Consider the following 24,667-nt stretch of genomic DNA (forward strand, 5'->3'; position numbering starts at 1 on the left):
TTGAAATACGAGAAAGAGCCGTTCGCTTTGATTTTTTCGGCAAGAAAAGGAAGTAATAAATGTTTCTGCGCGGGAAGATTTATTACTTCCTTTTTATATTTCAGTGATACAACATGAGCTTGCTGGTACGCGACATTTCATCAATTTTTCAAGTGATCGGACTGTTTTTTAGTTTTGGAATGCTATCGAGTTATTTAGTCCTACCACCTTATTTCTGCCCGTCTCTTTTGCTTTGTACAACGCTTGATCCGCCTTGTCTAAAAATTTCTTCAAATCTTGCCCTTCGGTATATTCGGTAACGCCAATGCTGATCGTTACAAATATGCGGATTCCTTTATAAATAAATTTCGTGTTTTCCACCGTTGTGCGGATCCGTTCAGCGAATTTGATTCCATGTTCTAATGAACAGTTCGGCAAAAGAATGATAAACTCTTCGCCGCCCATTCTAACAAATACGTCAGAGTCGCGAATAACCCCTTTTATCACTCGAACTATTTTTTTCAACACGATATCTCCCGCGTGATGACCGTATGTGTCATTAATTTTTTTAAAATGATCGATGTCAAACATGATTAATGTCATTGCTTGTTCTTGTTCCTGGGATAAAGGGATTATTTTTTCCATATATAATTCCAAATATCGGCGATTGTAGATTCCAGTAAGCGGATCGGTTAACGCAAAATTCCCCAGTTTGATGATCAATTTTGCTGTCTTTATTTGAAAAAAGGAGATAATCATAAAGATGATCCATTCTAATATTCCCGTCATAATGAGGGAAACTTCGTCTTCATATAACATTTTTCCTTGATAAAACAAAAATTCGGAGACCGTGATAAGAATGATCCCTAATATCCCGACAATGATCGTTGTTTTCCATGTCGGCGATAAAAATATAATCGCGACGCTAGGAATTAAAAGAAGCATCCATAGCGATGGGAAAGAAAAATAGTAGTTAATTACTAACGTTGTGATGAACGATGCGAAAATAAATATATATATGAACTTATAGCTCATTATTCATTTTTCTCCTTTACATAGTAGTCAGAAATTCTTGATTGGCAACGGTTTTCCTAGTAGATATCCTTACCCTCAATGAACGCCTAATTTTCTAGCCATTGCTAAATCTTTTGGCTCTTCTATTCCTTTTAGAACTAAATAAATGTTTTTTTGCTTGCAAAAGTTTAAAAACATTTGAATCCGTTTTGTTTTTTTTACGAAAATGGATAACTCGGCAGAATAATATCGGTCTAGCTTCATAAAGTCCGGTTCAAGCTCTGTTACGGTATGTAGGGAAAACTCCACTTTGCCGATGTCATCAAGAGCGACGGAAAAACCGCCAGTTCTTAAAAAACGTATCGCTTTTTTTAGTAAACCGATGTCGGATATTTTTTCCGGTTCATTGATTTCCAGCACAATATGTTGGCGGGAAGAACGTATCGGCTTTAGTTTCCGCAGAAAATCGGGAAATGCCGGATGAACGATTGTCGAAGGATAAACGTTGATAAACAATGGGATAGATTGCATGTGAAATGAAGTTAAAGCGTGATTAATCAAAAAAATATCTAATTCATACAACCTGTTTTGTTTCATGGCCAATTGAAAAAGTAACTCAGAATTCGAAAAAACTCACAGCGCAATAAAGTACCATATGTGAATACACGCCAATCTTTTACTTTTAGCGCGTAAACCGGCTGGAATACGTGATAAAACCTTTTATTGCATATAATGTCATCTAAAAGTATAGCTTCCTGTAAAAACTATTCTATTTTCATCTGGCATGCCATTCCTCCTAACTTTGATGACGAAAATGATTTATCTTTTCTTGTTAGGAATAATAGACTAGTCATTTATGCCTAATATAATATTATACGGCAAAATTCCTCTTTTTTCGACATTTTTTGATAAAAAGATGTTTTTTATGTTTTCTATAATGGACAACAGTCATGAAGGAATGTGGGAGCTTGCTAGCTCATGGACGATAAGAAGGAAGCGGGATCAGTAGCTGTTTGCCTGTTTTAGTTGAAATCGGTTGGAAATGTCTATATAATGAATGCATAAGTATCTTGCATTGCAAGATACATTTTCTTTCTTTAACTATCTTGTATTGCAAGATATATAAGGAGTTGGAAATATGTCGCTAAGAAGCCAGTTGTTAAAAGGAGTGTTAGAAGGATGTATTTTAGCCATTATCAAAAAGGAATCTGTGTACGGTTATGAACTGTCGGTAAAGTTGCAGGAATTTGGCCTTAATGACGTAAGCGAAGGTTCCATTTACCCGCTGTTGCTTCGCCTGCAAAAAGCGGGGTTGATTAAGGGGGAAATGCACGATTCCCCCTCAGGACCGAAGCGGAAGTATTATCATCTGACAGAAAAAGGGGAGGAAGCACTGCAAGACTTCATCACCGAGTGGGAGAGCATTCGCAATCCAGTCGAGAAAATCTTGAGAGGGGGAAACATGGAATGAACGCGAAAGATTTGATTGCGCTTAATAATGAAAAGCGTAAACAGTTGAATGAACATAATCGAAACTACTATGAAAATATGCTTGTTTATATCCGCTCCCACTTAATGTTATCGGAACAGCAAAGCGAAGAGCTGCTAATGGAATTGTTAGACCATTTATTGGAGGCGCAGAAGCATGGCAAAAGCGCGGAAGATGTATTTGGCAAAGATGCAAAGGCATATTGCGATGAACTGATTTGTCAGCTGCCAAAGGAAAAAAAGAGAAATATATATGCTTTTATTGGTTATTTAATGATCCGCTTATTCGCTCTCATTGCCTTGGCGACAGGTGCAGTAGAACTGGTAGCAGAGCTGTTTACAGATGTGGATGATACTGTTTATCTCGGGAAAGCGTTTGTTCTTTTTGTTATTGACCTTGCTATTATTTTGTTAGTGGTTGCTCTCGTTATGCTCTCGGTTAGAAAATACGTTTTCCGCGATGTTTCGAGTATCTTTGGTAACAAGGTAAAGGATTTTTTGATTGTCTCGTTTGTTTTTTGCATTGTCATCGGTATGTTTGTCCTAGTGGAAAGGCTTGTCCCTGAATTTGGTTACCGTATCGAAGCGGGAGGAATGGTTCGGATCCTTTTTGGATTGCTTGTATTAGCTGTGACATGGATGCTCAATAAGAAGTTTCGCATTACAAAGTAATGACGATGAGTAGCATTTCCTTTATGCATGTCGAGTTCATTTATTTGAATATCGGCATCTCGATTCGCTATAATAAGACGGAAACATAAATTTTGCTTTCTTGTTGTTTATGCAACGGAGAGCCTAAACCGAGGTGCATATACGATGAAAATAGAGGTTTGGTCCGATTTTGTCTGCCCATTTTGCTATATAGGGAAGCGCCGCTTGGAAAAAGCGCTTGAGCAGTTTCCGCATAAAGACCAAGTCGAAGTTGTATTCCGCAGCTTTGAGCTGGACCCAAACGCAAAAAAGCATTATGATATGACGATCCACGAAATCATCGCGAAAAAATACGGCATTTCGGTTGAAGAGGCGAAAAGGGCCAATGCCGATATTGGCAGACAGGCAGAGTCCGTCGGGCTGACGTTCCGCTTTGACACGATGAAGCCGACGAATACGTTTGACGCCCACCGCCTTGCCAAATATGCCAAAGAGCGGGGAAAACTTCCAGAAATGACGGAGCGGCTGTTCCAAGCGTATTTTACCGATTCGAAACGGATTAGCGACCATGATGTGCTCATCGAGCTGGCTACCGAAGTAGGGCTGGATCAAGACGAAGTGAAACAAGTTCTCGAAAGCGATCGCTATAGCGATGAAGTGAGAAAGGATGAGGCGGAGGCCGCCCGTTTTGGCGTCCGCGGCGTGCCGTTCTTTGTGCTGAATCGAAAATATGCGATTTCCGGTGCGCAGCCGACGGAAGTGTTTATGCAGGCGCTTAAAAAAGTATGGGAAGAGGAAAACGCTAACTCGCCATTGCAGCCGCTGGCATCGGATGGAGGCGGACAATGCACAGACGGCAGCTGCCAAATACAATAGGCGAACGTACAAAAAACAACCAGACGGAAAACCGTCTGGTTGTTTCATTATCCGCGTTGGACAAACAATGGCAAGTCGGTATGCCCCATTTCGCGGACGTATACGAACAGCTGGCCTTTATGGTGGATTTCATGATCCATTGCCATTTGCAAAAATTGCGCTGCTGGGATTTTCGCGCCAAATACGTTCGTGAGATCTAAAACGCGCTCGAAATCTTCATCGGTAAGGGATTCCAGTAATTGCTTCGTTTTTTCTGTATATGTTTCCGCAAGTTTTTGCAAATTGGTCTCTGTCTCTTCGATTTTTTGTGTAAATAGCGTCGGATCTCCATGTTTGGCGGTGTTGGCAAATTTATAAAAGCTGAAAAGAATATGGGTGGCTAAATCTTTTGCTGGCATCGATGTTGGTGTCGGTTTGTAGTCATAATGCTTTTCTTCGATTTTGTTGATTAATTCGACCGTGACATTGCGATGGGACAAAAAATATTGCGTAAATTGTTTTGCGCGGCTCATATGCGTTTCCTCCTTTGGAATTTGCTTTCCTGTTTGATTATATCACAAGAAGGCAGGGTAACGGTTAGTAAGGCAGCTTGACGATAAAGGTTGTTCCTTGCCCAGGGGTGCTTTCTACATCGATCGTACCATCGTGGGCCAATATGAATTCTTTGGCAATCGCCAGCCCCAGTCCCGTTCCGCCCCGATTGCGCGTTCTTGCCTCATCGGTGCGGTAAAAGCGATTAAACAACAACGGCAAGTGCTCCGGTGCGATGCCGATGCCTGTATCCGCAACCGCAATTCGCAATATGGTTGTTTCTTCATCGATCGTTACTTTCACCGCTCCTCCTTCAGGGGTATAGCGGATCGCATTGACAAGCAAGTTAAGAAACACTTGCGTGATGCGGTGCGGGTCGACGGGAATCGTTGTTTTGTCCGTAGAACAAGTCATATGGATATGGATGTTTTTTTCCTCCGCGCTTGGTGTGACTCGCTCGATCATCTGTTGCAAAAGCGTGTACATATCTGTCGGTTTGCGTTCAAGCGGGAGCTTTCCCGCTTCAGCGAGCGATAGATGATGAAGATCGTCCACAAGACGGGTCAGCCGAATCAATTCATCTTGCAAAGGCAGTAAACTCTCTGGCTCAATCGAACGGCCGCTTTGTTGAATCCAATCAAGCTTGCCGCGAATGATTGTTAATGGTGTCCGAAGTTCATGCGCAACGTCGGCAACTAAATGTTTGCGAGCTTCTTCGGCGCGCTGCAGCTGCTTCGACATCTCGTTGAACGTTTGCGCGACTTTTCCGTATTCATCGTTTGTGACGACAGGCACTTGGACACCGAATTCGCCTTTCCCTAAACGGTCGATCGCGGGAATAAGCAGGCCTAGCGGCGCAGTGAGCCGTTTCGACAGCCAAAATGCGACCAAAAGGGAAAGAAGCACAAAAACGACGGCGCTAAACAATAATAGCGTAGTGACAGAACTAGTAATTCCCATCCGCAATTTCGACATATTGCCGACTTCGCGGTCGTAATAATACAAAAAAGCGACGGTTTTTCCATTTACTTGCACTTTACTTGGAATGCCTAATCCTATGACCCATTCGTGGCGTGTATCCCCCGCGGAATATAGCCGTTTTCGCTCCGGCGACAAGAGCACGAAACTGACCTCTTCGTGTCTTTTTCCGATGTCTGTGTCGATATGGATGCGCTTTACACCGTTCCAAGAATGATAGTGTTTTTCATAGTAATCGGCAAAAACGCTGGACAATTCCTCGATTTCTTTGCTTCTGTCTACACGCAACATAACGTCGAGTATATCCTTGACCACAACCTTGGTCAATAAAGCAAATATGACCCCCATTCCGATAATAAAGGCTGCCATGGAAAGAAACAGCTTGCGTCTGATGCTCATCCTCGTTCACCGAACCGATAGCCAAATCCATAGACTGTTTGGATGTAAACAGGATTGGAAGGATCGTCTTCAATTTTTTTGCGAAGGCGGCTAATATGGGCGTCTACGGTCCGCTCATCATTTAAAAAGTCATCTTCCAAGGCGTTTTGCAATAACTGTAGGCGGCTATATACAACGCCTGGTTTGGCGGCTAGGGTCAGCAATAATTTAAACTCGGTTGGCGTCAGGGGGATTTCTTTTCCTCGTTTCCATACGCGGCATTGTGCTTCGGAAATCGTCAATTCGCCCCGCTGCATCATTTCCTCCTGATTTTCTTGCCCCTCTATTCGCCGCAATACCGAGCGGATGCGAGCTGCTAGTTCCCGTAAGGAAAAAGGTTTGGTTATATAATCATCGGCACCGACTTCCAACCCGATAATTTTATCCGTTTCGTCTGTTCTCGCCGTTACCATAATAATGCCGACGCGGCTTGTTTTTCGCAGTTTGCGGCATACTTCAATCCCGCTCATTTCTGGAAGCATCCAGTCAAGCACCACAAGGGATGGCTTTACTTCTTTTGCTTTTTGTAGCGCTTCTTTTCCTGTTTTAGCGGTGACGATTTCAAATCCTTCTTGTCGCAGAAATGGCTCCATAAATTCGAGCACTTTTTCCTCGTCATCCACCAACAGCAATGTATGTGACATCCTCTTCCTCCTTCCTTTCATCTCATTCTCTCTCCATTATAGCCCCATCTTCATCGATTTAGGAAAAATTCATCAAACCCGTAAAGGTTCGTCATAAGTTTGCAACATTGTCTTGGTAGGGTAGGATGAGACCGTAGCGGCTCAAAGCCCATATGGGAAAGGAAGAACGAGGATGAGAAGCAACTTAATCCAAGTTAGAAACATGGCAAGGACGCTATTGCTATTGATTTTCATAAGCACCATGGGGGCTTGTGGAAAATATCCAGATGAAATCAATATGGGAGCACACACATCATCAAAAAGAGAATTCCATGGGAGGAGGAAACGCTGTCTCTTGTTCGAATTTAACGGAACCGCCCTCGAATGCTCCCGTGAAATCGTTTGATTTAACGGCAGCTAAAACGTTCGTCAGATTAAAAAGCGGAAAAATGGTAAAAGCATGGACGTTTAATGGAACTACGCCGGGACCAGAGTTGCGGGTTCGTGAAGGAGATCGGGTGGTCGTCAAGCTGACAAACAAAAATATTGAAGAAGGTGTCACCATTCATTGGCATGGCGTCGTCCTCCCTTGTTCGCAGGATGGAGTGCCCGGCGTGACACAGGATGTTGTACGGCCGGGCGAGCAATATACGTATGAGTTTGTCGCCAAACATCCGGGAACCTATTGGTATCATTCCCATCAGCTAAGTTCAGAGCAAGTAAAGCGTGGATTAATTGGCCGCTTGATTGTCGAACCGAAGGAGAAGACGTTCCACTATGACCGAGACTATGCTGTGATTTTACAGAGATTAGGAGAAAACGAATATTTGACAAACGGACAAGAAGGTGGTCTGAAACTGGAGGCAACACCGGGAGAAACGGTACGCCTGCGCCTTATTAACGCTTATAACCGCGTCCAGTGGATGGGAGTGGCCGGGGCTTCTTTTCAGGTTGTTTCGATTGACGGGCATGATTTGAATGAGCCGGATGTCATCCAAAACGAATGGATACCAATTGGGGGTGGACAACGGTATGATATCCTGTTCACCATGCCTGATAACGGTCAAGTGCGGGTATACAGCAAAAAACAGAAAGATTGGACGATTTCTCTCGGGAAAGGAAGAGCACCGAAAAAATTAAGTAAACACGCAAAAATTTTCGATTTCACTACGTACGGCACACCAAAGGAAGATGGAATATCGCCTGATATGCATTTTGACCGCACGTACGATTTAGTGCTAGGCCCTGTCGACATCAATGGAAAAAGGTTTCACGACATTCCACCGATCATCGTGAAAGAGGGGGAATGGGTCAAAGTGCGCATTGAGCATAAATTAGGTGCAGAGCATCCGATGCATTTACACGGGCATATTTTTAAGATTTTGACGAAAAACGGAAAGCCTTTATCAGGAAGCCCTATTTACGCGGATAGTGTCTTGCTATTTCAGGGAGATGTCTATGAAATCGCTTTTCAAGCGAATAACCCGGGTTTATGGATGGAGCATTGCCACAATTTAAATCACGCGGCTGCCGGGATGAGCATGATGGTGAACTATGAAGGTGTTACGACACCGTTCCGGGTCGGGACAAAATCGGGCAATTTTCCAGACTAACGATTCTGTTCGTCCAAAACATAAGAAAGGATGATTGGAATGAAGAAAACGATTTTGGTGATGTTGGTTTTACTTGGAGGATTGATTGGTGGATTCGTATTATCCATCGCCATTGTCGATACTAGCTTCCAATTGTTTGGGGTATCATTTGGCTCTCTCATTCTTTTGTTGCCAGTTGCCGGTGCGGGAATCGCGCTCATGCTGTTCCTGCGTAAACGGAATGGCTGACAGATATGGGGAGTGGAGATGGAGAAATGAACGGAGGGGATGATAATGGATAAGGAAAAGCGTGTAAATACAAGTGTTCGAGTTTCCCGATTTATTTTCACTGGCCTAGCATGGGGGCTTGTTGCTTGCATTGTGATCCAGACGTTCCTTGCGGGGATGGCCATCTTTTCTAATCCAATGTATTGGACGAAACATATCGTTTTTGTGCATTTATTTGAGATATTGCCGATACTCATGCTTATCTTTGCGTTTGCCGGCCGGCTTCCAAAGACGTTGCGCTGGCAGAGCGCGGGGCTATTGGGGCTCATCTTTGCTCAGTACTTTACCGCCAATATGAAAAGTGCAGCGGCGCTTCACCCTGTCATTGCCCTCATCATATTTTCCATTTCTTGGATCGTGGCGAAGCAGGCTGGACAGTGGCGTTTCCGATCTAATGAGGGAGGGGTAGCGGAGTGAAGAAGATATTTTTGGCGATGATTATCGCCTTCATAACTGGATTCATTGGCGGAATTGTTCTATCAGAAATCATCGCCATTGCGGCGCATTTTTTATTTGACCGCCCCGTCTGGCTTAAATGGATGAAATATATGCCAGTTTATCTTGCTGTTTTGGGAGCTGTTGTCACATTCATCGCATTGCGGCGCAAATCAAATGGAAAGGGTGGAAAAGCATGAATTTTTTAACGAAGTTTAGCTTGAAAAATGCGGTAGCCGTATTTATTATTTCTTTTCTTCTTGTTCTTGGAGGTTTGTATTCATTCTCCTCTTTGAAAATGGATTTGCAGCCGAATATTGAGTTTCCACAGCTATCGATTGAAGTCGTTTACCCGGGAGCATCCCCTGAAGACATAAATGAACAGGTCACTTCGAAGTTGGAGGAAAAGTTTAAGTCCCTTGAGGGAATGAAAAAAATGCAGAGCTCTTCGTTTGAAAGCATTGCGATCATCAACCTTGAGTTTCCGTTTCATACCGATATGGATGAAATGGAACGGCAAGTCGATGCATTAATAAAAGATACAAAACTTCCTGATCATGTTCAAACAAAAATTAATCGTTTTTCGACTGGTTCATCCCCCATTTTGAACATCTCTTTATTTGCGAAAAAAGATGTGGATTTGCAAAAGTTATTAGAACAAGATGTGATTCCTGAATTAAATAAAATAAATGGCGTTAACTCTGTCTCCGTTGGCGGAATGAAAGATGATGTGGTGCAAATAACGATTGATAAGCAAAAAGCGCTGCAGGCAGGGTTAAGTTTATCGCAAATTAAAGATCAGATTAACGAAAAGTTCCTTTCGTTCCCTGCTGGAAGCGTAAATACCGACACATTGCAAATCCCTGTGCGCGTGCAAGAAAAACTGGAAACGGTTGAAGCGTTAAAGAACATGCCGTTAATGTCCTCGCTTACCCCAACATCGCAAGTGGTAAAATTAAAAGACATTGCGAAAATAGAAACGAGGACAGAGCAGCCAGAAATAACACGCTACAATTTGAAAGACTCCCTTTCCATGGCGATCACGAAAAAACAAGATGCCAATACGGTAGAAGTGGCCGACAAAGTTATTAAAGTATTAGATGCCCACAAAGGTGAATTTGATTATGCGATCGGCTTTGATACTGCAGAAGCCATCAAAAAATCCGTCGAATCGCTTATCCGTGAAGGACTATTAGGGGCTCTATTTGCTTCCATTGCCGTGCTTGTGTTTTTGCGCAACGTGCGCGCGACTGTGATTGCTATTGTTTCCATTCCATTATCCTTGTTAGTGGCGTCGATTTTCCTACATCAACTCGATATTTCGTTAAATGTCATGACACTTGGTGGAATGGCGGTAGCGGTTGGCCGCGTCGTTGATGACAGTATTGTCGTCATCGAAAACATTTTCCGGCGGGTCCGCAAGTCGAAACACGGCATGACAGATGAGCTTGTTCAAGATTCGACAAAAGAAATTTTAAAGGCGATTACCTCATCAACGATTACAACGGTTGTCGTCTTTTTGCCGCTTGGCTTTGTTGGCGGAATTACCGGTGAATTTTTCTTGCCATTTGCGTTAACGATTGTTTTCTCGTTACTTATGTCATTGCTTGTTGCGGTCACCATTGTGCCGATTTTAGCGAAATTCTCCTTCAAAAAAGTTCCGCCTGAAGAAAAAGAAGGAGCGTTGCAGCGTGTTTATGGACGAGTCATTGCTTGGGCATTAAACCATAAAGCGGTTATTTTATTGATATCGGTTGTGTTGCTTGTAAGTTCTTTTGCGCTTGTGCCCAAATTAGGGTTCGTGTTTTTGCCAAATGAGGAACAAAAGACGCTAGTCGCCAGCATCGAGCTCCCATCTTCGACATCGCTTGAAAAAACAAACGATGTTTCGTTAAAAATCGAAAAGATGTTTGACAAGCAAAAGGAAATTAAAGAAGTGACCGCAGGAGTTGGCAGCCGCGATTTTCGCACCGGATTGAAGCGGCAAAATCAGGCAAACTATTTCATTAGCTTAAAAGAAGGCGTAAATGTCGCTTCCTTTATAAAAAAGCTCGAAAAAAACATGCAAACGATTGTTGACAAAGAGGCGCCGGGCACAAAGCTTGGCGTGCAAGAACTGCAGGTAGGGCCACCTTCTAACAATAATATTAATATAGATTTACATTCGAACGATTTAGCTTCCTTACAAAAGGCAGCGAAGCAAGTAGAAGAATACTTGAAGAAGCGTAAAGACTTAAAATATGTAACAAACAATTTCGCGGATAAACAAAAACAAATCATTGTCGATATTGATCCAGAAAAAGCAGCGGCTTATGGAGTATCCAGCTTCCAAATTCTCGGAACGATTGCGGATGAAACGAAACCGGTTGACGTCGGAACGCTGGCGCTTGATGGCGTTGAACGGACAGTTCAATTGGCATACGACAAACGCGTTGATGCTGTTGAGGCGTTAAAAAATACGCTCATTTTCACAAAACGCGGTCTTGTTCCTGTGTCAAAACTAGCAACAGTTAAGGAAGTCGAAACGTATACATCGATTCAAAAGCTGGATGGAAAAGTATTCGCTCGTGTATCGGCGCAGATTGCCGGGGATAATATCCAAAAAGTGACCGAAGATGTCATTGAGAAATTGGAAAACGACGTTGATTTGCCAAAAGGAGTTTCATTGGAAGGCGGCGGAGGAAGCGATGATACGGTTGAGACGTTCCAACAACTTGGTTTGGCGATGGTAGTTGCCATCGGCCTGGTATATGTTACCATGCTGATCACATTTGGAAAGGCACGAATTCCATTTATCATTTTATCCTCGCTCATTTTCGTTCCGATTGGTTCGCTTCTCGGGTTGTATGCCGCTAACGAACCGATGTCGGTGAGTGTGATGATCGGGTTGTTAATGTTAATCGGCATTGTCACAACAAACGCGATTGTCCTTGTGGACCGCATCAGGCAAAATCGCGAACAAAAAGGAATGACGATTCGCGATGCACTCATTGAAGCAGGAAAAACGCGCTTGCGTCCGATTTTAATGACGGCGTTTGCGACAGTGGCTGCCCTCATTCCGCTTGCATTGACGAAAGCATCAGGAACGTTAATTTCCAAAGGGCTGGCCATTACGGTCATCGGTGGGCTCACTTCGTCTACATTGCTCACGCTCATCATCATTCCGGTGATGTATGAGCTGTTCTTTATCCGACAAGCGAAAGCAGAGCGAAAAGAGTAAATAATGAAAAAGAGATGCCGTCTTTATCGGCATCTCTTTCAAAGTGTTGAAAAAGTCGGACGTCAAGAAAAAGTTCACGAGGAGTGTGAACTTTTTCTTTTCTTTTTTTCTCTTCCATTGGCAGGTTAGATATAGACCATATTGTTGGAGTGATCGCAATTTGGTCCACTTTTTGAGGTTTTGGATCATGGCGGTGATCCAAACCTGAATTTGTACTTGCTGGACTCCACGGTATCGTGTGAAACAAAGACCGTGGAGTTCTTTGCTTTCGGCGAAACTTCGCTCCATCGTCGATGGACGTACCGATCGCAACACTCTTCCTCTCATCGATAACCGTTGTTTCCGCATTCGTTCGTAGATATCTTGATGAACGGAAACTCGAAATACACGATCCTTTGCGCCTTGTGCGGCAGGACATCCCACACAACTTCCTTTCACTGCTGGTTTATACTCATGATATCCAGAACGGGTGGACGTCGAATACATGAACTTTACGCCACAGGGACACGCATACACATCGTCTGTGACTTGCTGGAACTTCACGGAACGACAATCGGGATGTTCCTTTCGATGAAAGCGTCGATGCGACATATACGCGGAAATCCCTTTTCTCTCTAATTCTCTTGCTATTCGGGCGTTATAATAGCCAGCGTCTAACACTATTTCTTTAGGAGAATATCCTACTCGATGTTGAACACGATCGATTCGCTCCATCAAAATACGATGACCAGGCACGGTGGCGGCAGTCACGTAAGCATCCAAAATAAAATTAAGCAAGGTGTCAACGATTCGATGATCGTGGAACGCAAAGAGACCACGTGGATCATGTTTGACCGATAGCCCGGCATCTGGATCCGTGGTGCTACATATCCTCTTTTTGGTTACCAGCTTCTCTGCTTTGGGAACTAACGGTTTTTTTCCATGCTGTCGTCGTTTTTCATTGACCAGTTGTAACACGTCTTCGTCTTCTTTCTCCACCATCGTCTGAATCACTTGGATGCGTTTTCGTTTATTGGCATTGGCTTTTCACTCGGTTTCATCCGCTGCCCACGTGTCCGGAGATAAGAATCCATCTTCTTGAATCCGTTGAAGGACATGATCAAATAACGCTTCCCATACACCGGGATCGACCCGATGGCGAAGAAACTTGGAAACGCTGGAGTGGCAAGGGACTTTATCGGTGAGGGAAATGCCTAAAAACCAGCGATACGTGGCGTGTTGCTGGATTTGTTTACAGGTAAACCGAACGGATCGAAACCCTTCCAGATATTGAATCATGAGGATTTTTACAAAAATCAATGGATCAATCGTGGGGCGACCAATGGTACTTGGATAAAACGGTTCCAGTAACTGATATACACGATTCCAATCCATCAATTTGTCGATTTGAACCAGGATATGGTTAGGATCATACATGGATTCATAAGCTTGACGATTTTGTTGAATCTCTAGGTTCGATTGGTAGTAGTACATAAGTTGGTTTCTCCTAATCAGTTGTTTTCTCAACATATATCATAAAAAAACGATTTTGTCGTTTGACAAAATCGTTTTTCAACAGTCTGAAAGCCTATCATACTTTATGGAGTATGGTAGGCTTTTTTAATTGGTTTGTCCCAAGGCACAAACCGTTGCGAAGTTCCTCCTTTTTCATAGAGTATATCGGAGTTTCGCTAAAAGGAGGAGAGCGAATGTTTGAGTATTCCATCGTTCAACTGGCGCGCAATTATGCACATAAATTAGATCGTCCTTTGCGTCATTTTATGGTAGGCATATGCAAACCTTTTTTGTATACTCCGTGTGTCATCCATAAACAGTTAGAAAGATGGATGAAAAAGACGAAAAAAATTCCAGTCATCATTCATTTTCACGAAGAAAATGGCGTTTTTGCCCTCAAAGAAATTGAAAAACAGCACTTCCGCATGAAAATTCATCATCAATTCCGCTATATCCCTTCATGCAGTGCCGAAGTGACTCCGCAAGCATTGGAGCAAATTTTGCAACGGCGCGATGTGAAAAAAGTATACTTAAACCGAGAAGTAAGCGCGCTGTTGAATAACGCCGTTCCGTCCGCTAACTCCAAAAACGTCACCGTTAACGGCACGACATTAAGCGGAAAAGGCGTTACGATTGCGATTGTTGACACAGGGATTTATCCACACCCTGATTTAGAAGGACGGATCGTCGAGTTTGTCGATTTTGTCAACGGCCGTACGGCGCCATATGATGATAATGGGCATGGCACCCATTGCGCTGGGGACGCCGCCGGGAACGGTTCGGCTTCTTCTGGATTGTATGCGGGACCCGCCTATGAGGCAAATGTAGTCGGGGTGAAAGTGCTCGACAAAGTGGGAGCAGGAAGGCTTGATGCGATTATTCGCGGCATTGAATGGTGCATGCAATACAATGAAACAAACAAAGACGAAAAAATCGATATTATTTCATTATCATTAGGCGGGGAATCACAGCCATTTCCAGCAGAAAATGACGATCCGCTTGTTCAAGCAGTGGAAAAGGCATGGGACAGCGGCATTGTCGTCTGTGCGGCAGCTGGAAACGCGGGGCCGGAATATCGAACGATCTCAAGCCCGGGGATTAGCGACAAAATCATTACCGTTGGCGCTCTAGACGACCGCGATACGGCAGCAACAAGAGAAGATGATGAAATTGCCGATTTTTCGAGCCGCGGCCCTACTTACTACGGAGTGAGCAAGCCGGATATTGTTGTTCCAGGGGTCAATATTGTTTCTTTGCGCGCGCCAAAGTCTTTCCTTGATAAATATCAAAAACAAAATCGCATTGGGCAATATTATATGAGCATGTCGGGAACATCGATGGCGACGCCGATCTGTGCCGGTATTGCCGCGTTAATGCTTCAATATAAGCCGGATGCAACGCCAGATGACGTTAAAAGGGCATTAAAAGAAGGTGCAGATTTATGGAAAGATCGGGATCCGAATATATACGGAGCGGGATATGTCAACGCCAAAAGGGCGATTGAGCTGTTGGCGAAATAGAAAAGGGAAGCTGTTATTTGCTTCCCTTTTCTTCATCTTCGCGATTGTTGTAATCGTATTTGGTAGGATCGACCGGTTTGAATCCTTTTGGTGTGTAAAAACGTAGCAAATCTCCATATACGACTTTATCCGAAAGGTCAAGTTTTGTACGGACGATTTGTTCCAGCTGTTTGATTTCCGGAGTTTCTGGAATTGGTTCGCCCGTTTTCGAATTATAATATTTTCCGTTTACTGCTGTAACGGTCGGAGTGACAAAATCACCGTTACGGAACGGTACGATTTCTTGATGTTCCGGCGACAACAAGTCTGTACCGAAGTGAACATAGTTTTTCGTGTCGATTCCCAATAAGTGAAGGACCGTTGGCAATAAATCAATTTGCCCGCCGTATTGATGCATGATTCCGCCTTTGACGCCAGGGACGCGGATAAATAAAGGCACTCGCTGCAATTGCGCGTGTTCAAACGGCGTAATTTCTTTTCCTAATATTTGTGACATCGCTTTATTATGATTTTCAGAAATTCCGTAATGGTCGCCATACAAAATGATGACAGAACGATCATACAAACCAGATTTTTTCAGATAATCAAAGAACTCTTTTAACGATTCATCCAAATAGCGAGCCGTTTGGAAGTAACGGTCTACCGAGCCATCGCCTGTATCCGCTGGTTCGATCGTGGCATCTTCTTCGCTAATTGGATAAGGGAAGTGGTTCGATAACGTGATAAATTTTACATAGAACGGCTCTTTTAACGATTTCAACAACGGAATCGACTCTCTAAAGAACGGTTTGTCTTTTAATCCATAGTTAAGCACATCGCGATCGTTCATATCGTAGTAGCTTGCGTCAAAGAAATGGTCGAAACCGAACGATTTATAAATTTCGTCACGATTCCAGAACGTTTTATAGTTGCCGTGGAATACGGCCGTCGTATATCCGTGCTGGTGAAGAATAGCTGGCGCTGCATGGTATGTGTTTTGCCCTTTTGTCGTAAACACCGCTCCTTGCGGCAATCCAAACAACGAGTTTTCTAACATAAACTCAGCGTCCGACGTTTTTCCTTGCCCGGTTTGATGGAAAAAGTTATCAAAATAAAACGTATTCGGATCATGCACAAGCGAGTTTAAAAATGGCGTTACCTCTTGGCCGTGCAATTTATAGTTAATCAAGAAGTTTTGGAACGATTCCAGATGAATGTAAATCACATTCATTCCTTTTGCGACACCGAAATACTGCGGATTTGGTTTCGCATATGTTGCTTGCACGTGGTTTAAAACCGTCGTAATATCGCTTTTATTCGCAAAAGCGCGCTGTGTCGACGATTTCATGCTTTGCACGGCGTCATAAATTAAATAGTTGTAAACGCCTAAATATTTCACAATATAATTGCGGTCAAACGTTCTTGTGAGCAATTGCGGACGGTCCATTTCCGCCAATGCAAGATTCACGCTGAAAATGAGCGCGGCAATGGCGAACACGATGCCCTTTTTATAGCGACCGACTTGGACCGCCGGCAGCGAAAAACGTTTGGAAGCGACAATGGCAATTAAGATCACCGTATCTAAAAAGTAGAAAATATCGTACCATTTGATTAATTCCCAAATGCTGCCGCCCAAATCTCCAAAGTTTTTCGTTTGCGTTAGCGTCGGCAACGTAATAAAATCGCTGAAAAATCGGTAGTATACGATGTTGGCGTATAAAATAAACGATAAAATGAAATTAATGATAATAAGCCAGATATATGCCCGCTTTCCTTTAGCCAACAACGCTAATCCAAAAGAGAAAACCGCGGAACTGATCGGGTTAATGAATAATAGAAATTCCTGCATAGAATTGCTAATGCCTAAATGAAATTCAGCTTGATAAGCGATATATGTTTTCATCCAAAACAAAAATACGGCAAAAATAAAAAAACCAATATATTGGTCAGAAAGAGAACGATATTTTTCTAATAGCTTTTCGCCAATCCTCTTCACGTCCTCTTCGCCTCCTTATTCGTTATTCAAGCGTTTAACGCAAGTAACTACGAATATATGAACAACAGCTGCACAAGTAAAGTGCAGCGTGCAAAACGGTTAAACCATCATTTTACGTTGAAAAATCCTTACGTCAAGTAGCATAATACCTATTATTTTATATAAAGTCAAATGGAATGTTTTTATCATATTTCCATTCAATTTTGCCTTTTCCCGCCGTCGATGGCCTCCTTCTCCTTATCTCTTCTTTTGAACAAGCACTTCTCTCTGTTGTATATAGACGAAAAAGAAAGATAAATAGTTTCATAATGGATGTAAAAAAATTTTTTATGTGGGGATATATGGATGGCTGCGCCTTTTACTCATTTTATTAAGTGAATCGTCCATTATGATAAAAATTCGGTGTACAAAACGTCTTTCTTTTTTGGTATATTTTTTCTATGCTTGATGAAGAACTATGGAAAACGGATAAAAAACGAGGAAGGGATGCCGAGATGGAAAGGGCAAGAAAATATTATTTAGACCCTCCGAAAGTGTTAGTGGCTGGATTTGCCGCGATTATTTTGGTCGGCACAGCGCTGTTAATGCTTCCAGTTGCGACAAATGATGGAAAAGGCCTTCCTTTTTTAGACGCATTGTTTACGGCAACGTCGGCGACATGCGTAACGGGGTTGGTGGTTGTTGATACGGGAACAACGTTTACGTTGTTCGGGCAGCTTGTGATTTTGGTGCTTATTCAAGTTGGCGGACTTGGATTTATGACGTTTGCGACGCTTTTTTCGTTTCTGCTTGGAAAACGCATTTCCTTAAAAGAACGGTTATTGCTTCAAGAAGCGATGAATAATTTGTCCATAGAGGGAATTGTTCGTTTAGTGAAGCGGGTGTTAATTTTTACTGTCGTGATTGAGCTGATAGGCGGTTTATTATTAGCGATTCGTTTCTCATTTGACATGCCGTTGTTAAAGGCTTTTTATTTTGGCATGTTTCATGCAATCTCCAATTTTAATAACGCAGGCTTTGATTTAATGGGGGATTTCCGCAGTTTGACAGGATATGTGGAAGATCCGGTTGTCACGCTTGTTATATGTGCTCTTATCACGTTGGGCGGAATCGGATTTATTGTGATGAATGAAATATATGAATATCGGCAGACGCGCCGCTTTTCTTTGCATACAAAAGTGGCGGTTGCCACAAGCGGTCTATTGTTAGTGTTCAGCACTTTGCTTATTTTTTTACTAGAGCTTCACAATCCGAAAACGCTTGAGCCATTATCGCCGCTTGGCAAGTTTTTGGCTTCTCTTTACCAAGCGGTAACACCAAGAACGGCCGGATCGAACACGTTGAATATTCCTGATTTAACGCAGCCGACATTGTTTTTGATCATATTTCTCATGTTTGTTGGCGCCTCTCCCGGTTCAACTGGCGGCGGCATCAAGACAACTACTTTTGCGACATTATTGGGAGCGGTTTGGTCGCAAATAAGGGGAAAAGAGGATGTAGTCTTTTTTGAAAAGCGGATTATGTATGATACGATTTATAAATCGTTGACCGTAACGATCAGCGGATTGTTCATCGTCATATTTGTAACGATGTTGCTCACTATTACGGAACAGGGAAAAGATTTTTTAATGATTTTATTTGAAGCGACATCGGCGTTTGGCACGGTGGGATTATCGATGGGATTGACACCGGAGCTGTCTCCATTCGGAAAAGTGATCATCATATGCACGATGTTTGCCGGAAGAGTCGGGCCGTTAACGATCGCTTACGCTGTAACATTGCATCGCAAGCCGGATCCGTTCCGTTATCCGAAAGGGAAAATTATGATTGGCTAAACGGAAAGCAGAAAATAAGCAAAAACATGAGAAAAAAAGAAAAAGAAAAAATAAAAAGCGGTAAAATAAGCAAAATCCCCTTGAATCCCTTCTTGTTGCTCCTTTACAGGAAAGAAAAAGAAGAGTAACATAGCAGCTATGATTGAACAATCATATAGAATAATCGCTGAATCCTTAATGGAGCGGGGGAACCAATGTTAGTAACGTACATGTACGTTACTTGGGGTGAATCCGATGAGGAAGGGCTACCTCTCCATGCCCTAACCCGACAGCTAACCTCGCAAGCGTTTTGGGGGGATGTAAAGCAAAGGGAAACATTTGCTTAATATGGCCGTTGAGTGCATCCTCAACGGTTTTTTTCTTTTTGTAATGATCATGGATGAACAAGGAAAACTAGTTAGTGATGACAAAAGAGGGGGTAGAGCGGATGGCTTCTTTGAAGCGTTTGCTTATTGGTTCGCCGATGGAAACAAAACGGTTAAAACACGAAAAGCTGCCAAAATGGAAAGCTTTAGCGGTGTTTTCATCCGATGCGCTTTCATCAGTTGCGTATGCGACGGAAGAGATTTTATTAGTATTAATGTTGTTAGGAACGAGCGTGTTTTTTTATTCGCTGCCGATTGCGGTTGCCATTTTAGTATTGTTGCTGCTTGTTACATTATCCTATCGCCAAATTATTTACGCTTTTCCATCTGGCGGCGGAGCATATGTGGTCGCGAGAGATCATTTGAATACGACGACTAGCCTTGTTGCCGGCGCGGCATTAATGATTGACTATGTTCTTACTGTAGCAGTCAGCATTAGCTCTGGCGTAGCAGCATTGACCTCCGCTTTTCCGGGATTGCTGCCGTGGAAAGTGGAAATCGCGGTTGAGCTTGTATTGCTGCTCATGATTCTAAACTTGCGTGGAATTACCGAGTCGGCAACGGTGTTTGCCTATCCAACGTACTTGTTTATTATTTCCGTGTTAGTGCTTATTGCCGCAGGGGGATGGCAGTTATGGCATGAAGGGTGGCATGGATTTAATTACAAAGAGCATGCTTCTGCAGCACATTTTTTTGCTTCAGGCTATAGTGTGTTTATTTTATTAAGAGCGTTTGCATCGGGATGTTCGGCGATGACAGGAGTAGAAGCGATTAGCAATGGTGTTCCGGCATTCAAGCCGGACAGTTCGAAAAACGCGGCGATTACGATGGGATGGATGTCTCTTTTATTAGGCACGATGTTTTTAGGGATTACCGTTTTGGCGGCGGGATTCGGCGTGACGCCATTGGAACATAAGACGGTCATTTCGCAAATTGGCCATCATGTGTTCGGAAATAGCATCTTCTTTTACCTGTTTCAAATGATTACGATGTTCATTTTAGTATTGGCTGCCAATACGAGCTTTGCCGGGTTTCCGCAGCTCGCTTCCATTATCGCCAACGACCGTTTTTTGCCAAGAAGCTTGTCGGCGCGCGGCGACCGTCTTGTATTTTCCAATGGGATCATTCTTTTAAGCATATTGGCGATCGTGCTGATCGTTGCATTTCACGGTGAAACGCATTCCCTTATTCCGCTTTATGCGGTAGGCGTGTTTCTTTCGTTTACGATCGGCCAAAGCGGATTGTTAAAGAAAATATGGAAAGAGAAAGAAAAGCGAAATATAACGACGTTAATGACCGTCATGGCAGGAACAATTGTGACGGGGCTAGTCACCATTATTACGGTCGTTGCAAAATTTACGCAAGGCGCATGGCTAGTCATTGTTGCCATTCCATTATTAGTATGGATGTTTTACCGTATTCGCGACCATTATGAAAAGTTAGGAGAACAATTAAAGCTGGACGAGCAGGAATGGGCGCGGCGCGAAAAAATGTTAAAGCCGAAAGTGATTATTCCGATTTCCGGGGTAAGTAAATTAGTCGCGCAATCGGTGCAGTATGCACGTAGTATTTCTAACGATATTACGGCAATCTCTGTAATTTTCTATGAGGAGGAGGAACAAAAATTAAGAGCAAAATGGGAAAAATTTTATCCCGATATTCCATTACAGGTGATTTATTCTCCTTATCGCACCATTCTTTCGCCGATATTAGACTATATTAACGAGGTGGAAAAACAAGCCAACGGTTCACCGATTACGATCTTAATGCCGCAATTCATCGTAAAAAAATGGTGGCATGCGCTCTTGCATAATCAAACGGCGATTATTTTGCGCTTTTTCTTGATTATGAAAAAGGATATTGTTATTGCGACGTTACCGTATCATTTAAGGGAATAATGTGTCGATGGAAGCAGAAATATTTCCCCGGAAATCGACATATGTCGAATAAGCAAAAGAAGTTCCCTCTGCGTGCATCATGCATATAGTAACGTAGGGGGAACGGATAATGTGGAAATATATATCGATGATCATGTTGGCCTTTGCCGTTAGTATGGACAGTTTAAGCATTGGAGTGACATACGGAATTAGGAAAATTCAATTTCCGCTTTGCTCCAAGCTGGTTATCGCATGTATGTCCAGCGCGATGTTATTGCTATCCATGTATGTCGGCAGCGTTCTTTTGTTGTTTTTGCCGGTTCAGGTGGAACGATGGTTGGCTTCCGCTATATTAATTGCTCTTGGCATTTGGGCGATTTATAATGTAGTTAAAAAAGAAGAGGATAAGTATGAAATGTCTGAACCGTTGGCGGCAGCCCCGCCTCGCATGAAAGTATGGAGGTTTCAATCGGAGCGGTTTGGCATCGTCGTTCAAGTGCTAAAACGCCCGACGTTAGGGGATTTGGACCGCTCTGGAAGCATCGGTATGAAAGAAGCGATGTTGATTGGTTTCGCGCTGTCGATGGATGCGTTTGGCGCGGGAATCAGCGCTTCCTTTTTGGGGTATTCGCCATTGATTCTTGCTTTGCTTGTATGCATATTAAATATCGTTTTTATCGGTTTAGGGTTAAAAGCGGGAAATCTGCTCTCCAAGACAAAGGCAATGAAGAAGGCGACGGTCATCCCTGGAACGATTTTAATCTGCCTCGGAATTACGAAAATATTTTTGTAGATGATCCTAAAGGCGACGGCCTTTAGGATTCATTATGTTGAATCTTTTCGGCTGTTATATTCGTAACTATTCGTAGAAACAATATTTCCGCAGGGAGAGATGAACAAATGTGGAAAAAGCTTTTGTCTAAGCTTGGAGTAGGAGCTGCGAAAGTAGACCTTGTGCTGCATCGTCCTCATGTACGTCTGGGAGAAACATTGGAAGGAGAATTTTTGATTGAAGGAGGGACGGTGGAACAACAAATTCGCAAGCTGGAAGTGGAATTGCAGCTCACCGTTCAAGCTGATGGAAAAGCATACCGTCGAACAGCTGCCGTCATTCCGGTTTCTTCTTCATTTACGATTCAGCCGGGAGAAAGAAAGGTATTACCGTTTTCGTATGTGCTTCCGTTGCATTTACCGATTACTCGTCCTCACGTGCGATACACATTTGTAACACGTTTAGATATTGCGGACGGAGTCGATGCTTTTGACCAAGACGCTATCGATATTCTTCCTCCGCTGTCGCTGGAGAAACTGTTTCATGCGTTGGGAAATATTGGATTCCGTGAAAAACCTTCTTCCGGGAAAATCACTGCATATGGCCAAGAATTTGCGTTTTTCCCGACAAAAGAGTGGATGGGAATTATTGAAGAAGTAGAATTTGCAGTGCGGATGGAAGAAAATGGAGTACTATTATATCTGGAAGTGGATGTACGGAGTGGTTTTGGTGGTTTCCATGAAACTGAACTGAAACGGGAAATATTCTTAAGTAATGAGGAAATAGATGATGTGGGAGAAATGGCAGGAAAATTGCGCGCGATTATAGAAGAAATGGTCCAACAGCCTCATTCTTACGTTGGTACATCGTATGTTTCATATTCCTCTTATCCTCCGCAGCACGTATCCCATCATCATGGCGGACATGGCATGATGGGAGCAATCGGAGGATTTGCGGCAGGAATGCTTGCAGGCATGGCGGCGGAAGAATTGCTCGAGGATGTCGTTGAGGACGCATTGGATCATGACATAGGAGATGTGATGGACGATATAGGCGATTGGTTCGACGGCGGGGATGACGATATTTTATAAAAGGGACTGACGCAAAAGGTTGTTTGCTCACAAATGAAATACCATATATATAGATGTATATACGGTAGCACAGAAGGGTGTCCTCCTCAAATTTGGGACACCCTCTTTTTTTTACCTTATAAAACATTTACTTACTTTAAGTTGCAATTTCTACTAACTGATGCAGAGGTATAAATAGAAAGAAAGTTTTTTATTTTTTGCGGATGCGGTTTTCCACCTTTTTGATAGAATAAAAACATAGAAAAAAAGGAGTGAGATAGAATGAAACGAGAAAGAAACGCCCCATGCTCTTGTGGAAGCGGGAAAAAATATAAAGATTGCTGTGGAAAAGGCAACGTTGTTTCGCTTCAGGCGGTGATGGACGAACAATTAACAGAATGCATGCATGATCTATTATGGTATGCGACCGGGGAATACGCAGATGAGTTGTTGAAAGCAGTCGGAGACACAAAACAGTGGGAGCGACATGGGGAAATCGGTGAGGCGATTAACTTTTTTATGATGAATTGGGCGATTTTTTGCATTCCGGTGACGCCGAAAGGGGAAACGATTGTGGAACGATATGTGAGGAGAAGAAGTTCATTGTGGCGTCCTTCCATTCGTTCCATTCTTTCGTCGTGGGTTGGTGCGGTTCCGTCTTTTGATATAGTGGTAGAGATTCAAGAAGAGCGGAAATTCATCATTCAAGATGTGTTGACATCGGAAAAGCGAGCCGTGCGCATTTTTGACAGTGAACCGTCGCCGCATGTGAAAAAAGGAGATTTACTGATGGGAATTATTGTGCCGGCAGGAGAAACATACACGTATTTTACGACGTTTTTTTCGTTTCCTAATATGAGTGCCCGTGAAATTGCCCATTCGCTAAGAGAAATGTGGAAAGAGCATAGGATGATGAATGCGCGGGAGTTTTTGCGGATGTCCTTCCCGAGCGTATGGATGGCGGTAGTTCAGTCGATCATGTTGTTCGTGGAGGATTCGTTCGAATGGGAACACCCAAATTACGCGGAAGTCGCCCAAGAATTGGAAAAGAAAATGCCATACGGCGCGGAATTGGATATCGCGAAAATGATTTGGCGGGAATATTGTGACACGTATCAGCCCGTTATTCGCAGCGTTCCTTTGCACGCAGCTGCTTTGCATTATATCGTTTGCCGGGTTTTACGCGGGGAGGCGGTGACGCAAACGAATTTGGCGCGTCTTTACGGTGTTTCGGCAAGCAGCATTTCCAAAAAAGTGAACGATATGATGGATCATATCACGTATCGTTTCCTATCGGAAATGGAAAATGAGGAATATTTTTCTGAAGAATGGGACGATGAGTTCGCTGATTTCGACGAGGAATGGCATGAAGCGTTTTGGGATGAAGAAGAGATGGATCCCATGAGAGAACTTGTAGAGTCGATGTTCGATAAACTTGTAAAAACCGGGTATATATTCGGAAAAGAGCGAAATCAACAGGAGTTAGATCATCTCGTCAATGAAGTGGTGCGTGAGTTTTTTGAAGTCGAGGAAAACAAAACATACGATCATCAAGAAATTCGCGCCATCGCCAAAAAGATTATCGCTGATTTGCTGGATTGAATAATATGCTGATTGCTGCGCTGGCAGCGAAGGACTTTTGCGGC

General features: G+C 43.1%; 19 protein-coding genes, 2 pseudogenes and 1 riboswitch. Of the genes and pseudogenes, 14 read left to right on the plus strand and 7 right to left on the minus strand.

Going from position 1 to position 24,667, the window contains the following annotated elements:
* Positions 1-168 precede the first annotated feature (168 nt).
* Both MWM02_RS01180 and MWM02_RS01185 read right to left on the minus strand, forming a co-directional pair.
* Complete coding sequence (locus MWM02_RS01180) at positions 169-1,014, minus strand: GGDEF domain-containing protein (protein WP_244402759.1); 846 nt, start codon at positions 1,012-1,014, stop codon at positions 169-171.
* A gap of 75 nt (positions 1,015-1,089) precedes the next feature.
* On the minus strand, positions 1,090-1,596 hold the full coding sequence (locus tag MWM02_RS01185; RefSeq protein WP_256462201.1) for an EAL domain-containing protein: 507 nt from the start codon (positions 1,594-1,596) through the stop codon (positions 1,090-1,092).
* A gap of 535 nt (positions 1,597-2,131) precedes the next feature.
* Here MWM02_RS01185 and MWM02_RS01190 point away from each other — a divergent pair.
* The 3 genes from MWM02_RS01190 to MWM02_RS01200 all read left to right on the plus strand — a co-directional run bounded on the left by MWM02_RS01190 (position 2,132) and on the right by MWM02_RS01200 (position 4,008).
* Complete coding sequence (locus MWM02_RS01190) at positions 2,132-2,464, plus strand: PadR family transcriptional regulator (protein ID WP_064552307.1); 333 nt, start codon at positions 2,132-2,134, stop codon at positions 2,462-2,464.
* Positions 2,461-3,153 carry a DUF1129 family protein gene (locus MWM02_RS01195; protein WP_244402760.1) on the plus strand — a complete coding sequence of 231 codons (693 nt, stop codon included), beginning with the start codon at positions 2,461-2,463 and terminating at the stop codon, positions 3,151-3,153. The genes MWM02_RS01190 and MWM02_RS01195 overlap by 4 nt, the downstream gene beginning before the upstream one ends.
* 144 nt (positions 3,154-3,297) lie before the next feature.
* Complete coding sequence (locus MWM02_RS01200; RefSeq protein WP_064552305.1) at positions 3,298-4,008, plus strand: DsbA family oxidoreductase; 711 nt, start codon at positions 3,298-3,300, stop codon at positions 4,006-4,008.
* Positions 4,009-4,055: 47 nt separating this feature from the next.
* Here the strand turns inward: MWM02_RS01200 and MWM02_RS01205 are convergent, their stop codons facing one another.
* From MWM02_RS01205 to MWM02_RS01215, 3 genes are all read right to left on the minus strand, one after another.
* Positions 4,056-4,520, minus strand: coding sequence for a DinB family protein (locus MWM02_RS01205; protein WP_064552304.1), 465 nt, complete (start codon positions 4,518-4,520; stop codon positions 4,056-4,058).
* A gap of 64 nt (positions 4,521-4,584) precedes the next feature.
* Entirely contained in the window at positions 4,585-5,916 is a 1,332-nt protein-coding gene (locus MWM02_RS01210) for a HAMP domain-containing sensor histidine kinase (protein ID WP_244402761.1), read from the minus strand.
* Complete coding sequence (locus MWM02_RS01215; RefSeq protein WP_064552302.1) at positions 5,913-6,599, minus strand: response regulator; 687 nt, start codon at positions 6,597-6,599, stop codon at positions 5,913-5,915. The genes MWM02_RS01210 and MWM02_RS01215 overlap by 4 nt, the downstream gene beginning before the upstream one ends.
* Before the next feature lie 266 nt (positions 6,600-6,865).
* Between MWM02_RS01215 and MWM02_RS01220 the strand changes: the two genes are divergently transcribed.
* From MWM02_RS01220 to MWM02_RS01240, 5 genes are read left to right on the plus strand one after another with little or no spacing between them, the layout of a single operon-like run.
* Positions 6,866-8,191 (plus strand): multicopper oxidase family protein, encoded by a 1,326-nt coding sequence (locus MWM02_RS01220; RefSeq protein ID WP_244402762.1) that lies wholly within the window; start codon positions 6,866-6,868, stop codon positions 8,189-8,191.
* Positions 8,192-8,230: 39 nt separating this feature from the next.
* On the plus strand, positions 8,231-8,419 hold the full coding sequence (locus tag MWM02_RS01225) for a hypothetical protein (protein WP_064552300.1): 189 nt from the start codon (positions 8,231-8,233) through the stop codon (positions 8,417-8,419).
* 45 nt (positions 8,420-8,464) lie between these two features.
* Positions 8,465-8,875, plus strand: a complete 411-nt coding sequence (locus MWM02_RS01230; RefSeq protein WP_064552299.1) for a DUF6220 domain-containing protein — start codon at positions 8,465-8,467, stop codon at positions 8,873-8,875.
* Positions 8,872-9,093, plus strand: a complete 222-nt coding sequence (locus MWM02_RS01235) for a DUF5957 family protein (protein ID WP_064552298.1) — start codon at positions 8,872-8,874, stop codon at positions 9,091-9,093. Before MWM02_RS01230 ends, MWM02_RS01235 begins: the two co-directional genes overlap by 4 nt.
* Positions 9,090-12,113: an efflux RND transporter permease subunit gene (locus MWM02_RS01240; protein ID WP_244402763.1), complete on the plus strand. Its 3,024-nt coding sequence runs from the start codon at positions 9,090-9,092 to the stop codon at positions 12,111-12,113. The genes MWM02_RS01235 and MWM02_RS01240 overlap by 4 nt, the downstream gene beginning before the upstream one ends.
* Positions 12,114-12,187: 74 nt before the next feature.
* Here the strand turns inward: MWM02_RS01240 and MWM02_RS19535 are convergent.
* A pseudogene (locus MWM02_RS19535) lies at positions 12,188-13,586 on the minus strand (IS1182 family transposase).
* Positions 13,587-13,801: 215 nt separating this feature from the next.
* On the opposite strand from MWM02_RS19535, the gene MWM02_RS01255 reads away from it, so the two are divergent.
* Positions 13,802-15,127, plus strand: a complete 1,326-nt coding sequence (locus tag MWM02_RS01255) for a S8 family peptidase (RefSeq protein ID WP_244402765.1) — start codon at positions 13,802-13,804, stop codon at positions 15,125-15,127.
* A 13-nt stretch (positions 15,128-15,140) separates the two neighbouring features.
* Here MWM02_RS01255 and ltaS read toward each other — a convergent pair whose 3' ends face one another.
* A complete protein-coding gene (gene ltaS / locus MWM02_RS01260; RefSeq protein WP_064552295.1) occupies positions 15,141-17,102 on the minus strand; it encodes a lipoteichoic acid synthase in 1,962 nt (653 codons plus the stop codon).
* Between the two features lie 422 nt (positions 17,103-17,524).
* On the opposite strand from ltaS, the pseudogene MWM02_RS01265 reads away from it, so the two are divergent.
* The 5 genes and pseudogenes from MWM02_RS01265 to MWM02_RS01285 all read left to right on the plus strand — a co-directional run.
* Positions 17,525-18,937: pseudogene (locus MWM02_RS01265) on the plus strand (TrkH family potassium uptake protein); the annotation flags it as partial.
* Positions 18,938-19,091: 154 nt separating this feature from the next.
* Positions 19,092-19,239: riboswitch (cyclic di-AMP (ydaO/yuaA leader) on the plus strand.
* A gap of 125 nt (positions 19,240-19,364) precedes the next feature.
* Positions 19,365-21,200: an APC family permease gene (locus MWM02_RS01270; protein WP_244402767.1), complete on the plus strand. Its 1,836-nt coding sequence runs from the start codon at positions 19,365-19,367 to the stop codon at positions 21,198-21,200.
* Positions 21,201-21,309: 109 nt separating this feature from the next.
* Positions 21,310-21,972, plus strand: coding sequence for a sporulation membrane protein YtaF (gene ytaF / locus MWM02_RS01275; RefSeq protein WP_244402768.1), 663 nt, complete (start codon positions 21,310-21,312; stop codon positions 21,970-21,972).
* A gap of 107 nt (positions 21,973-22,079) precedes the next feature.
* Positions 22,080-23,042, plus strand: coding sequence for a sporulation protein (locus tag MWM02_RS01280; protein ID WP_244402769.1), 963 nt, complete (start codon positions 22,080-22,082; stop codon positions 23,040-23,042).
* A gap of 261 nt (positions 23,043-23,303) precedes the next feature.
* Positions 23,304-24,623, plus strand: a complete 1,320-nt coding sequence (locus MWM02_RS01285) for a YecA family protein (RefSeq protein WP_244402770.1) — start codon at positions 23,304-23,306, stop codon at positions 24,621-24,623.
* Positions 24,624-24,667 lie beyond the last annotated feature (44 nt).

Source organism: Parageobacillus sp. KH3-4, assembly GCF_022846435.1.
Classification (GTDB): Bacteria; Bacillota; Bacilli; order Bacillales; family Anoxybacillaceae; genus Parageobacillus; species Parageobacillus thermoglucosidasius_A.

Coding starts and splice junctions, on each gene's coding strand:
- MWM02_RS01180 (WP_244402759.1), bottom strand. CDS start 1,014: ATGAGCTATAAGTTCATATATATATTTATTTTCGCATCGTTCATCACA.
- MWM02_RS01190 (WP_064552307.1), top strand. CDS start 2,132: ATGTCGCTAAGAAGCCAGTTGTTAAAAGGAGTGTTAGAAGGATGTATT.
- MWM02_RS01195 (WP_244402760.1), top strand. CDS start 2,461: ATGAACGCGAAAGATTTGATTGCGCTTAATAATGAAAAGCGTAAACAG.
- MWM02_RS01200 (WP_064552305.1), top strand. CDS start 3,298: ATGAAAATAGAGGTTTGGTCCGATTTTGTCTGCCCATTTTGCTATATA.
- MWM02_RS01205 (WP_064552304.1), bottom strand. CDS start 4,520: ATGAGCCGCGCAAAACAATTTACGCAATATTTTTTGTCCCATCGCAAT.
- MWM02_RS01210 (WP_244402761.1), bottom strand. CDS start 5,916: ATGAGCATCAGACGCAAGCTGTTTCTTTCCATGGCAGCCTTTATTATC.
- MWM02_RS01215 (WP_064552302.1), bottom strand. CDS start 6,599: ATGTCACATACATTGCTGTTGGTGGATGACGAGGAAAAAGTGCTCGAA.
- MWM02_RS01220 (WP_244402762.1), top strand. CDS start 6,866: ATGAAATCAATATGGGAGCACACACATCATCAAAAAGAGAATTCCATG.
- MWM02_RS01225 (WP_064552300.1), top strand. CDS start 8,231: ATGAAGAAAACGATTTTGGTGATGTTGGTTTTACTTGGAGGATTGATT.
- MWM02_RS01230 (WP_064552299.1), top strand. CDS start 8,465: ATGGATAAGGAAAAGCGTGTAAATACAAGTGTTCGAGTTTCCCGATTT.
- MWM02_RS01240 (WP_244402763.1), top strand. CDS start 9,090: ATGAATTTTTTAACGAAGTTTAGCTTGAAAAATGCGGTAGCCGTATTT.
- MWM02_RS01255 (WP_244402765.1), top strand. CDS start 13,802: ATGTTTGAGTATTCCATCGTTCAACTGGCGCGCAATTATGCACATAAA.
- MWM02_RS01270 (WP_244402767.1), top strand. CDS start 19,365: ATGGCTTCTTTGAAGCGTTTGCTTATTGGTTCGCCGATGGAAACAAAA.
- ytaF (WP_244402768.1), top strand. CDS start 21,310: ATGTGGAAATATATATCGATGATCATGTTGGCCTTTGCCGTTAGTATG.
- MWM02_RS01280 (WP_244402769.1), top strand. CDS start 22,080: ATGTGGAAAAAGCTTTTGTCTAAGCTTGGAGTAGGAGCTGCGAAAGTA.
- MWM02_RS01285 (WP_244402770.1), top strand. CDS start 23,304: ATGAAACGAGAAAGAAACGCCCCATGCTCTTGTGGAAGCGGGAAAAAA.